Source organism: Candidatus Nitrosarchaeum limnium BG20 (genome assembly GCF_000241145.1).
In the GTDB taxonomy this organism is placed as follows: Archaea; Thermoproteota; Nitrososphaeria; order Nitrososphaerales; family Nitrosopumilaceae; genus Nitrosarchaeum; species Nitrosarchaeum limnae.
The window spans coordinates 1-15,926 of the sequence record NZ_AHJG01000123.1; the positions used below are offsets into that span (position 1 = coordinate 1).

The following is a 15,926-nucleotide window of genomic DNA, read 5'->3' on the forward strand; positions in this document are numbered from 1 at the left end:
TGCCATTTTAAACATTGTACCAAGATTTCGGTCTTTCATAAATTTGGGGTCATGATTTTGAAAATTAATTTTTTTAGAAATTCTTTTCATCAAAAAAAGAGCAATTTTGTAAAACAATGCCCAAACATGGCTATTTTGATTAAAATCATAAATCTTTAGAAGAAACGTCAGTAGCCATTTTGCGTTGGGGATAATGTTCTGCAATATACTCAATTAAATAATCTTTAGAATTATGAATTTTATATTTTAAATGATCAAGTGTTTCATTTTGTAATGCATATCCAGTTTGTAAAATTTCAATTTTCCCATGTTTCATAGACTGTAAGATAGAATCCAGATTATTTTCAGACTCTATCATGTTAACACAACGCCCTAAAGTTGACAAAACATGTGAGTCACTACCAGATACTTGAATCATATTATTATCTACAGCAAACTGTGTTGCGCGAATATTAGAGAGAATATCCACGTTGTTACTATTGAAGACTTCAACCATGTCGCATTTTTTTGCACTGTCACGTAATGCATCAAGTAAACTAAATGGATGAGGAGCTGATGAGACGCCTCCCTGTTTTCTAACTTCATCAATTATCTCATCTAATGAAAGACCGGATGGAATTTCATGATGGATTCCATATGCAAGTACATGTGCACCAGTATCAGTGGTGATTTCCTCTGCAGGGTAAACAGCAATGTTTTGAAATTTTTTGTGATCTTTTTTGTAATGTAATAACTGCTCATATCCATCCAATGTGTTATGGTTTGTAACAAAGATTGCATCCAATCCCAAATTATAAGAGCGCTCCAATTGTTCCCTGATGGACACATTGCAATCATATGGCGCCTCGTCCTCACCCACATGAAAATTTGAGAAGGAGTTATGACAATGTAATTCGGTTTTTAGAATCAATTTAAAGTAAAATTTTCTTCTTTGGATTATAATCCTATTGCAAATAAAGTAAGATTATCGAAATAGATCTTCATTTTCAGGACGTATTAGATCATGAATTGATGATTTTTCATTTTTAAAATTATAACCACGAATAATCACAACAGGGCAGTTTGTTGTTTTTTGCATAACAAGTTCTGCAGCTGAACAAATCTCATCGGCAACTGCTATAGCAGTAATTCGCAAGGTTTTTTCAAAAGAGTCAAGAGTTCCAGCATAATCAAGTATTGGACGCATACCAGATATACCAATCGCACAATTTGTTTGTCCCATTCTAAAAGGACGTCCAAATGTATCTGCAATTACCACAGAAACATCATTCCCAGTATTTTTTAGTATTCGATTGCAAATTTTTTCTGCAGATAAATCAGCATTAATTGGCAGTAGTGTAACAAATCCATGTTTTACATTACTTTCATCAATTCCAGCATTTGCACAAATAAACCCATTTTTTGTTTCAACAATCAAAATTCCATTATTCATTCTAATGATTTGCTTTGATTCATTTAGAATTAATTCAACGATTCGAGGGTTTTTTTGATATTCAGAACTAATTCCTTCTGCCAATAGTGAAGGAATGACAGAAGATAATTCAACAATTCTTCCTTCTTGTTTTGAGATGATTTTTTGGGCAACTACCAATATATCCCCATCATGAATTTCTGCTGAATCTAGGATTAACTTTGAAATATCATCACCGGGCTCAATTTCCTTGTCTATGTGTATTGGAATAATTTGCAATTACACTATGTGTAAAAACACACCAAGATATTGTTTATGCAGTGGTGGTAGTTTCTAGTTCTAGATGATAATGTTTATTTATAATATCTAAAATCTTTGAAAGATCTTTTTCTTCCAATGTTGTAGTTGCCAAGTCTTTTACCACATCTTGAGCTCTGTAAGCAATACCCAAACCAGCAATATCAAATAATTTTACATCATTTGCACCATCTACAACACAGATGATATTTTCTTTCTTTTCATTCCATTCAGCAATTTTGATTTTAGCTGATTTTGATTTATCAGAATCAACATGTAATGTAACACCATCTAATTTTCCATCTTTGAATATTAGTTCATTTGAAAAAATATAATCAAGATTAAGTTCTTTTTGTAATCTATCAGTCATTATTGTGAATCCTCCAGAAATGGCCATGAGTTTCCATCCAGCTGCTTTTAGAACTCTACAAGCTTCTTTAGCACCAGTCATGATAGGCAAGGCATCTGCAATTTCTTTGCAGGTGTTATAATCAAGACCTTTTAAGGCCTCAACTCTTGTTCTAAGTCCATCTTCCCAATTGATGACACCCTGAATACCTTTTTTTGTAATTTCCCAAATTTCAGCTTCCTTGTTGAGTTTTTCTGCAAGAATCGGCAAGTATTCTGCATCATATAGGACTCCTTCAACATCAAAAATTGCCAGCAATTGATTTCTAATTTGCAAAAAAATTACTAATTATATTAAAGTTGAGAGTAGGGATTTGAGAATTTTTCTAAAAACAATCAAAAAGATCGCTCTAAAAATGAAATTAGTACGAGAACCATCATTTTGAAAATCTTATTAGCCATGATTTTGAATATTTTTAATATATGACCACACCAAAAACACGAAAAATTAGTTCAGAGGAATTAAAAAAATTACAAAAAAATGAAAAAGTAAGGATCATTGCAAGAAGAAAAGCACAGAAAGTAGGCAAAAGTATTGTTACAGATAAATCAAAACCAAAAACAACAAAACCAACTAGGCCTGCCCGAAAAGTAACCAAAAAAAGGGCCTCAATCAGATAAAGTTGTTTTAAAAAATCACCAATCTGTTCACATTATATTAAACTAGATATTTTATACAAAATCTAAAACCGCTAGTAATAAATCATGGAGAATAATTCTATTACACATGGAAGAACTTGAACACAAATATGAAGTAGTCATAGATGTGACTGAAGATAAACAAAAACTTCCAGACGATGTAAAAAAAGAATTAAAAGAATCAGGCATGATGGACGACAAAGGAAAATTAAAGCTTAAAGGAGTCAGTCCAAAAATGCTCAAAAAAATGAAACAAGAATTTGTAAAGTGTCCAGTATTAAAAAGATGATATTCAGTTTATCCAATGTTTTGTTTGCCCAAACTTCCAAAGCAGAGTAATGGGTAAAGTACTGTGTAAAGGCGACCCATTAAAATAAAGAGCATAATTAGTAATAATTTATCACGAAAGGCTCATTAGTAAAATTATTTCTTTGAAATTTAGTTTGAGTAAAGAAGACATAGGAATTACTGTTTCAAAAGAGGTCGACTTTAGTGAGTGGTATACTCAAGTAGTACTAAAAGCAAAACTTGCAGACTATGCACCAGTCAAAGGGTTAATAGTTCTAAGACCAGATGGGTATTCAATTTGGGAATCGCTAAGAAGTACTTTTGATGAGAAATTTTCTAAAAACGGCATAAGAAATGGATTTCTTCCAATCTTAATTCCAGAATCACTATTAGGAAAAGAGAAGAAACATTTTGCAGGATTTAATCCCGAAGTCTTTTGGGTAACACACTCAGGAGAAAATGAAGTAGGAGACAGATTAGCACTCAGACCAACTTCAGAGACTCTTGCATACACCATGTATTCAAAGTGGATACAGAGTTGGAGAGATTTACCACTAAAGATTAATTTTTGGAACACAGCTTTAAGAGCAGAGATCAAAGCTACAAAACCATTTCTTAGAACCTCTGAATTCCTATGGCAAGAAGGACATACGGTTCATGCAGTACAAGAAGAAGCTGAAAAAGAAGTTATGAAAATTTTAGAGATTTACAAAAAAACAGTCGAAGACGAATTAGCTATACCAGTGATTACTGGTAAAAAAAGTGAAAAAGAAAAATTTGTCGGTGCTGTGTATACTACTACAATGGAATCAATTATGCCAGACGGTAAAGCCCTCCAAATGGGAACATCTCATTTTCTAGGACAAAACTTTTCAATTCCATTTGAAGTAAAATTTGCAGACAAAGACAATGTTGAGCAGTTTGCATGGCAAACTTCATGGGGAGTATCATGGCGATTGATTGGAGCAATGATAATGGTACATGGAGACGATAAAGGACTTGTACTTCCACCAAAAGTAGCACCAATTCAAGTTGTAATAGTTCCAATTTACAAATCAGATGACGCAAAAAACATAGTGTTTCCAAAATTAAATGAAATTAAAGAGCAATTAGAAACAACAAAAATCAGAGTTCACGTAGATGACAGAAACGAACTGACACCAGGATACAAATTCAATGATTGGGAACTAAAAGGAGTTCCATTAAGAATAGAGATAGGACCGAAAGATATTGAAAAACAACAAATTGTTTTAGCAAAAAGGTACAATCGTGAAAAAATTAATCTTGGATTCAATGAGATTGAAAGAATAGGGATGATTTTAGAGGAAATTCAAAAAGATATGCTTAAAAATGCTAAAGCCAAGGCCGCAGAAAATACCATAGACATCGGAGATTATTCTGAATTTAAATCAAAAATAGGAAAGGTGGATTTTTTAACGCATATTGGTGTGGAAAAACTAGATGTGAGGAAAAGATCAAAGAAGAGACAGGTGCAGACATTCGAGTAATTCCTTTTGGTAGTGAGAATAAAGAAGGGAAGTGTGTTTACTGCAAAGAACAAAGCAGTATGATTCCAATATTTGCAAGAGGATATTAAAATGACAGTGTCCCCCGACATGGAAGTCAAAAAGCCACTTTTAGAACAATTCAAAGAAACACGAGGTAGAACATTAGAATTAGTAAAGACTTTAGAAAAAGATGATTTCGTAGTACAGACAGCATTTTTCACCAGTCCACCAAAGTGGCACATTGGACATGTTAGTTGGATTTATGAAGCAATAATGAGCAAGATTGACAAAAATTATGAATTCTACTCTACAGAATTTTCAGAATATCTAAACTCGTATTATCAACAGTTTGGAATACCACATGATAAAGGTGAGAGGGGGGTTATTTCAAGACCTACAACTGAACAAATTTTCCAATACTTCAATACAGTTAGTCAAAGAGTGAATCATTTTATCGAATCGACATCACTAAGTAATGATGTAATCAAATTAATCACGATGGGATTCCATCATGAATGTCAACATCAAGAATTGCTAGTCTATGATCTTCAGCACTTGTTAGCAGATCAATATAGACCAATAAAGAAAAATCAATTGCCAACATCTGCAAATGTTGAACAAAAATCAATAAAAATCAAAGGCGGGATATTTTCAGTTGGATATAATGATGTAGGGTATTGTTATGATATAGAATTACCAGAACATAAAGTGTATCTTGATGATTACACTATGGATGAATTTCCAATAACTAATGAACAATACCTGAAATTTATGAACGACGGAGGCTATGACACCTACAAGTATTGGCTGTCAGACGGATGGGAGAAAGTGAAAAAAAATGAATGGAAGGCGCCAATGTATTGGGAAAAAATTGAAGGCCAGTGGAAAGTAAGAGATTTTCTAGGAATTAGAAAAATAAACCCAAAAGAGCCAGTATGCCATATTAGCTATTACGAAGCAGATGCATATTGTAAATGGGCACAAAAGAGACTACCAACAGAAGCAGAGTGGGAAAAAGCAGCATGCTGGAATGAAGAAAAACAACAAAAAACAATCTTCCCATGGGGAAATCAAATGCCAACAGAGCAAAATGCCAATTTACTAGAATCATATCACTGGGGATGCACAGCGATAGGATCGTATCCTAACGGGGTTAGCCCATCAGGATGTCATCAGATGATAGGAGATGTATGGGAATGGACATCTTCAGAATTTATTGGATATCCAGGATTTAAGACAGGATTTGAAGAGTATAACGATAAATGGTTTACAAATCAAAAAGTATTACGACGGCTCATTTGGGACACCAAAGATGTCTATTCGCGGAAGTTATAGAAACTTTTTCAGATTAGATGAGAGATGGATGTTTTCTGGGTTTAGATGCGCAGATATTATTTAATTTTAATATTTTTTGATAACAAAGTCAATGCGAAATAACTATTTTCATCCAACCAAATAGTTTCTATTTTAAATCCAGTATCATGCATCAAATCTTTAATTTGGGATATTTTGAATTTATGAGAATGTTCAGTGTGGATTAATTCATTTTTCTTTAACATAATCGATAAATTAGATTTTGAAATAACAACGGATTGATCTTCAAGTGATTTTAAATACATTTCAATTCTTTGATCATGTTCATTATACAATGCATAATGAGAAAAATTATTCAAATTAAAATTGGAATCAAGTTCATCATTTAATCTAGACAAGACATTAAGATTAAACTGTGCAGTGACTCCTTGAGAATCATTATATGCATCCTCTAAAATTGTTTTGCTTTTTACCAAATCAAGACCAATTAAAAAGAGATCACCATCTTTCATAGTTGAGTTTATTTTTTTCAAAAATTCTTTTCCATTGACAGGAGTAAAATTTCCAAAACTAGACCCCAAAAAAACAATCAGGTTTTTAGTATCATCATAGTTTTTTAGAAATTCAAGACCACCCTCATACGAATCTATTATTCCAGTAATGAAAAGATCATCGTATTCTTGTTGAAGTTCAGATGAGCTTTCAGTCAAAATCTCAGAAATATCAATTGGAAAATACTCAATTTTTTCCTGAATCTGATTCAATACGTCTAAAATTAGCCTTGTTTTTACAGATGAACCACTACCAAGTTCAACTAATCTAAAAGAGTCATTGAGATAAGGAGGTAATTCATCTTTGAGTCTTTTGAGAATACTGATTTCAGTTCTAGTTGGATAGTATTCTGGCAAATCACATATTTTTTCAAATAATTTAGAGCCTTTTTGATCATAAAAAAATTTAGGATTGATGAATTTTGAAGATTGGTTCATGCTAAAAGATATTTCATCTGCAAAACTTTTTTCAACGACAGAAGAATTTGGTTTAAAGTACTGTAATTTAGAATCTATTTGAAATTTTTTATATGCTAATATTTTTTTGAATTGTTTTACTCAGGTATTAACTTCAATTGGATTTCACATAAATGCCTTATCCCAAATTAATAGGCATAAAGATATTTCTTGATATACCACTTTATTCAAATCAATGTATTGGATGAGATTCTAAGAATCGAACACTTGAATAAGACGTTTATCAAAAAAGGACGCTTCAAGTCAAAGACAACCAAGATAAAAGCAGTAGATGATGTTTCATTTGCAGTAAAAAAAGGAGAGATATTTGTATTGGCCGGTGAGTCAGGTTCCGGTAAATCAACAATAGCAAAATTAATTCTCAAATCCATTGAATCAGATTCAGGAAAAATACTATTTGAAAATCAAGAAATAAAAAATGACAAGGAAAGTTTGAAAAAAATTAGAATGAATTGTCAGATGATACATCAAGATCCATATGATTCAGTAAATCCAAGAATGACTATAGCAGATATCATCTCTGAACCACTTGAAATTCACAAGATGGGAAACAAGGATGAAAGAAAGAAGAGAGTGATTGAAGTACTGCGGGAAGTAAAGCTTGAACCCGTAGAAGAGATTTTAAAAAAATATCCACATATGTTATCCGGAGGTCAAAGACAACGCGTTGTTCTTGCCAGAGCACTAACATTAAAACCAAAAATCATTCTAGCAGACGAGCCTGTATCTATGCTTGATGTATCCATTAGAGCAGAGATGCTAGAATTAATGCATGAATTACAAAAAAAATATCAAATATCTTTTTTGTATATTACTCATGATTTAGCTACTGCAAGATATTTTGGTCAAAGAATAGGAATACTATATCTTGGAAAAATTATAGAGATTGGAACAACTAACGATGTTTTACTTAGACCAAAGCACCCTTACACACAAGCTCTCATCGATGCAATCTCAGAACCGGATCCTGAAAATCTAGATAGAGAACGAAAGATAAGAATCAATGAGCCCTTAGATATCAATGTCTATGAAGGATGTAGGTTTAGGGCAAGATGTCCATATGCCATAGAAAAATGTCAAGAGGAACCAAAATTAGAAGAGATTGGAACAAAACACTATGTTGCATGTTTTGTAAAGCTGGACTAGGATGTTTTAACAGATGGCATTCTCTTGTCTTTGTATGTAACAACGTATGATACACCATTTTTTGGATAAACACCATAGATTAGTTTGGCCTTTTGAACTACAGAGTCTTTGAGGGAGACCATGATGAATTGACTTTCTTGAGAACGTTCCTCCAAAATTTTTGCTAATCTTTCAGAGTTTGGTGCATCAAGGTGAGCATCTACTTCATCGAATAGATAGAATGGAGATGGCTTTAATTTTTGGAGTGCCAAAACAAAGACAATTGCGGCCAAAGTTTTTTCACCACCACTAATTGATGTGGATTCTCTTTTTGGCTTACTTGGAAATTGGATCATATAAGAAATTCCTGAATTGAAAATATCATCTTCATTTTGTAATTCAAGCCAAGCATTACCACCAGTCATCTTACTAAAGATCAGACGAATTTCTTTATCCACTTTATCAAATGCGTCTAGGAATGTTTGACGTTTATCTTTTTCAATATCTTCAATGAATTTAACAATCGAGTTACGTTCTTCCTCTAGTGAGTTTTTACGCACAGACATTGATCTATAGCCATATGATACTTCAAGATATGTTTCAGGAGCCTTTGCGTTAAGAGCATTAAGTGAATTATACTCAGTAGTCAGGCCATGAACAATAGAATCTACATCAAATGTCTCCATGTTTTTATCAAATCCAAAGGAAGTCAGCAATGTCTGCAATTTTGTTTCATTTTCAATTAAATCACGCAGATCACGAGTTAGAGAATCAGATTGTCGTTCAAGTGAATTGATCTCCTTTGTAAGTTCCTTGTCTTTTTCAGAAAGAACTTTTAATTTGTCATCATATTCTTTGAGTTGGCCAATAGATGAGCCAGAAGTTGAAATTAGTTCTTGTTCTTTTTCTCTTAATGTCACAAGGGTTGCAGTCTTTGATTCTTTTCGTATTTCTAATTCCTTAATTTTATTTTCTAACTCTTGATGTTGTGAGTTTAATGAAGATATCTCATCATATAGACCTTTTATTTGAGACTGTTTTCTATTTTCCTCGACTTGTATTGCAGTTAATTGTGAATCCTTATCACGGTATTCGTTCATTATTGTAGTGTAAAGTTTTTCAAGATCAGATTTTTTTGCATTGACTCTTGATAGTTCATTTGCAATACGGGTTTGCTCGCCACTTGCATAATTTTCTTCAACTATAGTAATTCTAGAATTTAATGATTCTATATGAGACTCACTTGAAGAAACTTCAACTAGCAGTGTTTCATGTCTTTGATTTAATTCAGAAATTCTTTCTGAGAGTTGCTGCTTCATGTTAATTGCAGATGAGATTCTCGATTGCAGATGGGAGTGATTCTCCTCAGTAGATGCAAGACCTTGTTCTGAGAGTGAAAGTCTTTTTGCATAACCCTGAATTGAATCTTCAAGTTTCTTTAGTGAATGTTTTTTCTTTAAAACATATTTTTTGAGTAAACTAATTGATTCAAGCAATCCATCAATATCAGTACTCATTGAGATAATTTTAGTCAATTTTGAGATTTTGGAGTTGATATCGATGACAACTGCCCCTCCTTTAGCCTCAAAATACTCACCGTTTATGGTCACTGCCTTATGACCCATTTTTGAAATACGGTATGCAGTATCTCTGGATTCTACAAGAACTACATTTCCAAAGAGAAATGTTTTCAGTGCAATATGAGAAGGATCACATTTTACATAATCAGATAAAACACCGATTACTCCAGAATCCTTTGGCAAATCTAATTTGAATTTTGGGATTGCATCTAGTGGAATTATTTTTAATTTTGGAAGATTCTTGGAGCGAGCAACTTCTGCAATGCTAAGCAACGTTGCAAAGTCTGGTACAACAATTGCTTTAATCCAATCAGAGCTAACGGCAAGTACTGAACGCTCATATTGTTTATCCCAAGAAATCATTTCATAAACCAAGCCAACAATACCAAGCTTGTCTGCATCTTCTTTTAATTTAGCTACAGTGTAATCTTCATGCATTATTCCTTTTACAGTTTTTATTTTTGATTCATATTGAGCAGCGGCTTTGCTAGATTTTTCTAAAATCAAATCAAGCTCTTCTAGATCATTTAGAGTTTTAGATTTTTTAGAATTCAGTCTAGATATTCTAGATTGTAATTCAGAGATAGATGCATTGTGATTATTAATAATTGATTCTAATCTTAATTTTAAAGCAGACAACTTTACTACATCTTGTTCTAGCTCAGAAAGTTTTGCAGTGTTTGATTTAATTTTAATTTGTGATTCTTCTTTTTCATTTTCTGCCTTTGATAACTTTAGTTTTGCTTGATTAAGTTGATCCGAGAGAAGTTTGATTTTATTATCAATTTCAGATTTTTTAGATGCTGCTACAGATTGTTCTGTCAATATTTTATTTCGTTCAGCATCAAGAAGTTCCAAATCATCATTAATCTTGTTCTTTTTTATGTTAGTTTCATTTATGGATTCTTGTATTTGTAAAATTCTTGATTGAATATCTTGTCCAGTAGATTGCATTGTTTCAATCTCGTTTTTAATTTCAGGGATTCTAATTTCAATTTGCTGTAAGCGTTTAGTAGATGCAACAATTGCGCTATTATCAATCTCATATTGCTCCATAGCTGAACTTAATTCAGAATCAATTGCAGCCTTGGCTTGACTGTAATCGTTGGCGGCAGTCATTAATTTTGATTTTTCGTTTTCTAGGGAGTTAATTTCGGTTCGAATTGTATTTCGCTCATCATCAAATGCTTTAATTTCATTGGTGATTTTCTGAAAAGTTTCCTCCTTTGATGATTTCTGGCTAGTAATTACTCGAAGTTTGTTTGAGGCAGCAATTGCTTTGTATCGATTTAATTCGCGTTCAAGAATATCATGACGTAGTTTTTGGTTGCGCTCTTCTTCTAGCTCATCAATTCTTTTTTTGATTTCACCCATCTTCGCTAAAGCAATTTCCAATCTTCTATCAGCATCATCTAGTTGTTTTATGGCTTCAGTTTTTTTCTCATCAAAGTATGATAAACCAATTAAATCTTCAATTGTTTTTCGTTTTTCTTCTGAAGTGAATTCAGAAATTCTTGTAACGGTTCCCTGTTGTACAGCGTTTAGCTGACCTAAACCAGCATTTGCTACATCAAGTAAATCCAATATTTGACTCCTGTTTGTTGGTTTTTTGTTAAGATAGTAATTATTTTCACCCTTGTCATCCATCTCCCGGGTTATCTCCACAGAATCAGCATCGACTGGAATTTTTCTATCAGAATTATCAAAATGAACGCTTGATCGTGCCAGTTTCGGACCGTGTCGATTTCCTTCAATATCATGAATCAAAGATCGTAGTTTATCAACTCTCATCATTTTTGGTTTATTTTCTCCAAGTGCAAAAATAATTGCATCCAAGATGTTACTCTTCCCAGATCCGTTTGGACCAGAAATTGAAACAAGTCCGGGTTCAAACATAACAGTAGTATTTTTGAATCCAAATGATTTGAAACCAAATATCTCTACTTTTTTAATGTGTACCAATAGTATTGTTTTCTCATTTGGTCGGATAATCGATACTTAACAAGTTTAGTTGACATAATTGATTAATTTTTCTTGGTTTACTATCATTTTTTTCGTAACGGTTACCATAATGAAATTAAATTTTGATCTTACTATAATGGTTATTATATAATAAAATAAAAAAATGAGCCTAAATTCATGAATAAATTATTGTAGATTATATTTTCAGGCGTGAAATAATGATCTAAAAAAAATGAATCATTTTTAAAATATAATTAAAATTAATTGAAAATGTTTATGGCTATTTGCCTTCAACAAATTTTTCGCAATCCTTCTTTGCTTGAACGTCAGACATTTGTTCAAGTGGATGCTTCATTAGGTATGCGCTTGCAGGAATTATTGGGCCACCTACGCCTCTGTCAAGTGCAATCTTTGCCAATCTAATAGCATCAATTACAATGCCTGCAGAATTTGCCTTATCGTCTACTTCTAATCGGACTTCCATGTTATAGGGAATGTTAGCCCATTGTCTACCTTCAATTCGCATAAACATTAGTTTGGTATTACCTAAAAATGGAATAAAGTCAGATGGGCCAACATAGATTTGATCATCAGCCAATCTCTCCTTGAGTTGACTTTGTACACTTTCAGTTTTAGAAATTCTCTTTGAAGCCAAGCGGTCTTGCTCTTTCATGTTTAGAAAATCAGTATTTCCTCCAACGTTAATCTGGTAAGTCTTTTCAATTTTAGTTCCACGATCACTGCATAGTTTAGCTAATGTTCTATGAACAATTGTTGCACCTACCTGACCTTTAATATCATCACCAATTACAGGAATGTTTTTTTCTTTGAATTTTTTTGCCCATTTTTCATCAGATGCAATAAAAGATGGAATACAGTTAACAAAAGCAGTGTTTGTGTCAAGACAGATCTGAGCCCAAAACTCTGTGACCTTGTCAGAACCTACGGGCAAATAAGATACGATGATTTCAACATTATTTTCTTTGATTATTTTTTTGACTTCCTCAGTGATTTGCTCATGTGTTTTTTTAGTTTCAAGAGGTTTGATTCTATTTTCTACCCAAATTCCTACTCCATCTAACAGAGGACTCTCGTAGACTTTGGCGTTTGTTTTAGGCATCTTATCTTTTGGGATCCAATCTACCATGTTTGGATAAGCGTAAATTGCTTCATTAAGTGGAGTTCCGACTTTATTATCACCCACATCAAAGCCACATACAAAATCAATATCATGAATTCCATACCCAGCTAGTTTATCATGAATTATTCCAGTTACTTCCTGAGATGGGGTTTTGTCTATAGTACTCGATTCCTTGGATTAGGCCTGCAAAACAATTACCTATGCCTACCAATCCTACACGAATTCTTTTTGCCAATCAAAATTTACAGAGATTATGCTCGTTTTAAGTTTTCTTAAATCAATTGAAAATACACTATAAGCAAGGCAGAATTTTATACCTGTCGGCAAGAAATCAAACATGATCAAACCAGGTCGTCCTGTAAAAGACATTGAAATAGATTCGGATACATCAATTGAAAAAATTTTTGACGAGATATCAAAGTCAGGAGGGTTTGAATCTGTTAATCTCTCAGATGGTTTGGATATTTTAACTGCAATGATATCTGACCAAGAATGTCTAAAATTTATTTCATTTGTGGGAGCAGTTGTATCAACAGGATTACGCGGAATAATAAAAGACATGATAAAAAACAAGTGGTTTGATGTTGCAATAACAACATGTGGTGCCTTGGATCACGATATTGCAAGGCATTTTTCAAATTACAAAGAAGGCTCGTTCACTATGGATGATGGCGAGCTTGCAGACCAACACATACACAGACTAGGAAATATTTTGGTTCCAATGGAAAGTTATGGTCCGCTCATTGAAGAAAAAATGCAGTCATTCTTAGAAGAAGAGTACAAAAATGGAATAAAAGAAATGTCTACTGTAGAAATTTGCAAGATGATAGGAAAACACCTAGGTGAAAATTCTTTTCTATACTGGGCTTACAAAAACAACATAGATGTGGTAGTGCCAGGAATTATGGATGGTGCTGTAGGAAGTCAGATATGGTTATTCACACAAAAACACAATGATTTTAAATTAAATCTTGCAGGGGATGCAGATTTACTATCAGGATTAATTTTCAAAGCAAAAAAAATCAGGAGCATTGATGATTGGAGGGGGAATTTCGAAGCACCACACACTATGGTGGAATCAATACAGAGAAGGTTTGGATTATGCGTTTTACATTACAACGGCACAAGAGTTTGATGGTAGTTTAAGTGGAGCATTGGTAAGAGAAGCCATTTCTTGGGGTAAGGTCACACAGCAAGCAAGACAAGCCACACTGCATGCAGAAGTGACAACAATTTTACCATTTATTTATGCAGCATTAATTTCAAGAATAAAGAGTAAAAATTAGATAAAAACTATTATTCACTAAAAATTAATGAAATACAGTGTATTCTAAAATAAGAATTAAAGAATTAAGATCGATTAATGTAGAGGGTGGTTATCTTATAGATGGATTCCCTTCAATGGGATTTGCGAGTGCTATTGCAACAGAATCAATGATTCAGATATCACAATTCAAGATAGCAGGGATTGTAGACTCTGATCGTTTTCCACCGATTAGCGTTATTAAAGAAGGGAGACCGAATTACCCGACACGAATTTTTGTAAATGATGATCTCAAGGTTTCAATTTTTTTGTCATATCTCACAATAGATGAATCATTACACAGAGTTGTTGCAAAGACAATGCTCAATTGGGCAAAAAAACAAAAAATTCAGCTGATTGTAAGCAGTGTAGCAGTAAAATCAATGGGAGGACTTGAAGGAATGATGGCAGTAGGAAATACAGAATCTGCCAGAAAAAAATTAAAAGAATCAGGATTAAAAGTTCTCCAACACGGTACAATTCCAGGAATACCAGGGATGCTACTCAATGAGGGGACACTTACCAATCAAGATGTCATTGTAATTTTGTTTCAATCAGACGGAACAGGTCCAGACTTTAGATCAAGTGCTCAATTGTGTACTGGTATATCACAATTAATTCCAGGGACGTCATGTGATATACCACTTTTACAAAAAGAGGCAGAAAAAGCAGAGCAGTCAATTAAAGAAACTGATGAAGAAACAAGGCATGTAAAAGATTCCATCTATAGATAAAGAAACCATCAGAGTACCAAGTTTATCTTATGATCGAATAAAACAAGAATAGAAATTCATGAATCAGATTTTAGAATTTGCGGCAATTGTTATTCTAATTTCGGCATCAGGTGTTATGGCGCCGGGTCCACTATTTGCAGCAAATGTATCTCAAGGATTGCGAGGAGGAGGAAAGGCAGGAATCAAAATGGCCATAGGTCATACCATTGTGGAATTTCCACTAGTCATACTGCTGGGAATGGGGGTATTTTCATTTGAAGTTTTTCCAGAATTTAGAACATATGTTTCAATTTTAGGTGCAGTTGTACTTTTTGTATTTGCAGGAATACAAATTAGATCAGCATTACAAAAAAACAAATCAAATAATTTCAATTTAAAACACAGCCCTATAATTACAGGGGTTTTACTTACGGGATTAAATCCATTTTTCATTGTATGGTGGTTAAGTGTGGGGTTCAAATTAATATCTGATGCCGTGTTAATTTGGGCATTTACTGGAATACTTTTTGTATTTTTATTTCACATATGGATGGATTTTGCATGGTTGTATTCAGTAGGACATCTAGCTTCCAAAAGTTCAAAGATTCTATCTAACAGAAATTATAAAATTTTAATGATTAGTTTGAGTGTAATGTTGGCATATTTTGGAATTACATTCATTGCAGATATAGTTTAACCACAATCTATAATTTCTATTTCTGGGGAACAATCAAGATTAAATAAATTAATTTTTTCAACTAGGGCATCACAAATTTCTGGATCCATTGATTTTTCATATGTCTTCAATCCAGTAATAATTTCAATGTGTCTAAACCCACAAGAATCAATTACAAACCCAACAATTATTGAAACAATTACAATAGAAACAGAAACTAGAATTAATTTCCTAACATTTTTAATTTTTTGTAATGTCAATTTCTATTGTAGAGACATTACGTGTTTTACCATCTTGAGAAGTAAGTGAATCAGATAAAATTCTAACATCGCTTACAACATATCCAACAGCATTCATTCGTTTAACGATCATTTGAGATACATCAACTGCCTGAGTGATTCTTTTACCTCTTGCCTTAATTGTTACAGTCTTCCTCGTTGAAAGTTGTGTCAATGTAGCAGATACATAAGTCATTACAGGTTTAGTACCTACAAAAATCACGTCACGTTCATCAGAATCATCTTTTGATGAAG

General features: G+C 33.0%; 14 protein-coding genes and 3 pseudogenes. 9 read left to right on the plus strand and 8 right to left on the minus strand.

Annotation, left to right across the window (positions count from 1 at the left end):
• Positions 1-145: 145 nt before the first annotated feature.
• The 3 genes from BG20_RS04050 to serB all read right to left on the minus strand — a co-directional run bounded on the left by BG20_RS04050 (position 146) and on the right by serB (position 2,375).
• The gene (locus tag BG20_RS04050) at positions 146-859 is read right to left on the minus strand and encodes a PHP-associated domain-containing protein (protein ID WP_238527489.1); all 714 of its coding nucleotides are present in this window, start codon (positions 857-859) and stop codon (positions 146-148) included.
• A gap of 105 nt (positions 860-964) precedes the next feature.
• Positions 965-1,690 (minus strand): coenzyme F420-0:L-glutamate ligase, encoded by a 726-nt coding sequence (cofE, locus tag BG20_RS04055; protein WP_010191255.1) that lies wholly within the window; start codon positions 1,688-1,690, stop codon positions 965-967.
• A gap of 34 nt (positions 1,691-1,724) precedes the next feature.
• Positions 1,725-2,375 (minus strand): phosphoserine phosphatase SerB, encoded by a 651-nt coding sequence (gene serB, locus BG20_RS04060; protein WP_007401371.1) that lies wholly within the window; start codon positions 2,373-2,375, stop codon positions 1,725-1,727.
• A gap of 164 nt (positions 2,376-2,539) precedes the next feature.
• On the opposite strand from serB, the gene BG20_RS04065 reads away from it, so the two are divergent.
• The 5 genes and pseudogenes from BG20_RS04065 to egtB all read left to right on the plus strand — a co-directional run bounded on the left by BG20_RS04065 (position 2,540) and on the right by egtB (position 5,950).
• Entirely contained in the window at positions 2,540-2,737 is a 198-nt protein-coding gene (locus BG20_RS04065; RefSeq protein ID WP_010191258.1) for a hypothetical protein, read from the plus strand.
• Between the two features lie 106 nt (positions 2,738-2,843).
• Positions 2,844-3,132, plus strand: a pseudogene (locus BG20_RS04070) (hypothetical protein).
• 66 nt (positions 3,133-3,198) lie between these two features.
• Positions 3,199-4,551: a proline--tRNA ligase gene (gene proS, locus BG20_RS04075; protein ID WP_010191261.1), complete on the plus strand. Its 1,353-nt coding sequence runs from the start codon at positions 3,199-3,201 to the stop codon at positions 4,549-4,551.
• The gene (locus BG20_RS13110; protein ID WP_238527491.1) at positions 4,518-4,640 is read left to right on the plus strand and encodes a hypothetical protein; all 123 of its coding nucleotides are present in this window, start codon (positions 4,518-4,520) and stop codon (positions 4,638-4,640) included. Before proS ends, BG20_RS13110 begins: the two co-directional genes overlap by 34 nt.
• A gap of 1 nt (position 4,641) precedes the next feature.
• Positions 4,642-5,950 (plus strand): annotated as a pseudogene (gene egtB / locus BG20_RS04080) (ergothioneine biosynthesis protein EgtB).
• Here egtB and egtD read toward each other — a convergent pair.
• Entirely contained in the window at positions 5,943-6,854 is a 912-nt protein-coding gene (gene egtD / locus BG20_RS04085; protein ID WP_010191266.1) for an L-histidine N(alpha)-methyltransferase, read from the minus strand. The pseudogene egtB and the gene egtD overlap by 8 nt on opposite strands.
• A gap of 219 nt (positions 6,855-7,073) precedes the next feature.
• On the opposite strand from egtD, the gene BG20_RS04090 reads away from it, so the two are divergent.
• Positions 7,074-8,039 carry an ABC transporter ATP-binding protein gene (locus tag BG20_RS04090; protein ID WP_048097053.1) on the plus strand — a complete coding sequence of 322 codons (966 nt, stop codon included), beginning with the start codon at positions 7,074-7,076 and terminating at the stop codon, positions 8,037-8,039.
• On the opposite strand, the gene BG20_RS04095 is transcribed toward BG20_RS04090, so the two are convergent.
• Both BG20_RS04095 and BG20_RS04100 read right to left on the minus strand, forming a co-directional pair.
• Positions 8,036-11,560 (minus strand): chromosome segregation SMC family protein, encoded by a 3,525-nt coding sequence (locus BG20_RS04095; RefSeq protein ID WP_010191270.1) that lies wholly within the window; start codon positions 11,558-11,560, stop codon positions 8,036-8,038. The genes BG20_RS04090 and BG20_RS04095 overlap by 4 nt on opposite strands.
• A gap of 280 nt (positions 11,561-11,840) precedes the next feature.
• On the minus strand, positions 11,841-12,764 hold the full coding sequence (locus BG20_RS04100) for an inositol-3-phosphate synthase (RefSeq protein ID WP_010191272.1): 924 nt from the start codon (positions 12,762-12,764) through the stop codon (positions 11,841-11,843).
• 274 nt (positions 12,765-13,038) lie between these two features.
• On the opposite strand from BG20_RS04100, the pseudogene BG20_RS04105 reads away from it, so the two are divergent.
• The 3 genes and pseudogenes from BG20_RS04105 to BG20_RS04115 all read left to right on the plus strand — a co-directional run bounded on the left by BG20_RS04105 (position 13,039) and on the right by BG20_RS04115 (position 15,414).
• Positions 13,039-13,987, plus strand: a pseudogene (locus tag BG20_RS04105) (deoxyhypusine synthase).
• Between the two features lie 37 nt (positions 13,988-14,024).
• Positions 14,025-14,738 (plus strand): proteasome assembly chaperone family protein, encoded by a 714-nt coding sequence (locus BG20_RS04110; protein WP_010191274.1) that lies wholly within the window; start codon positions 14,025-14,027, stop codon positions 14,736-14,738.
• 58 nt (positions 14,739-14,796) lie between these two features.
• Positions 14,797-15,414: a LysE family transporter gene (locus tag BG20_RS04115; protein ID WP_010191276.1), complete on the plus strand. Its 618-nt coding sequence runs from the start codon at positions 14,797-14,799 to the stop codon at positions 15,412-15,414.
• On the opposite strand, the gene BG20_RS04120 is transcribed toward BG20_RS04115, so the two are convergent.
• Both BG20_RS04120 and BG20_RS04125 read right to left on the minus strand, forming a co-directional pair.
• Positions 15,411-15,653: a hypothetical protein gene (locus tag BG20_RS04120; protein WP_007401359.1), complete on the minus strand. Its 243-nt coding sequence runs from the start codon at positions 15,651-15,653 to the stop codon at positions 15,411-15,413. The genes BG20_RS04115 and BG20_RS04120 overlap by 4 nt on opposite strands.
• The gene (locus BG20_RS04125; RefSeq protein WP_238527492.1) at positions 15,634-15,894 is read right to left on the minus strand and encodes an AlbA family DNA/RNA-binding protein; all 261 of its coding nucleotides are present in this window, start codon (positions 15,892-15,894) and stop codon (positions 15,634-15,636) included. The genes BG20_RS04120 and BG20_RS04125 overlap by 20 nt, the downstream gene beginning before the upstream one ends.
• Positions 15,895-15,926: the final 32 nt, after the last annotated feature.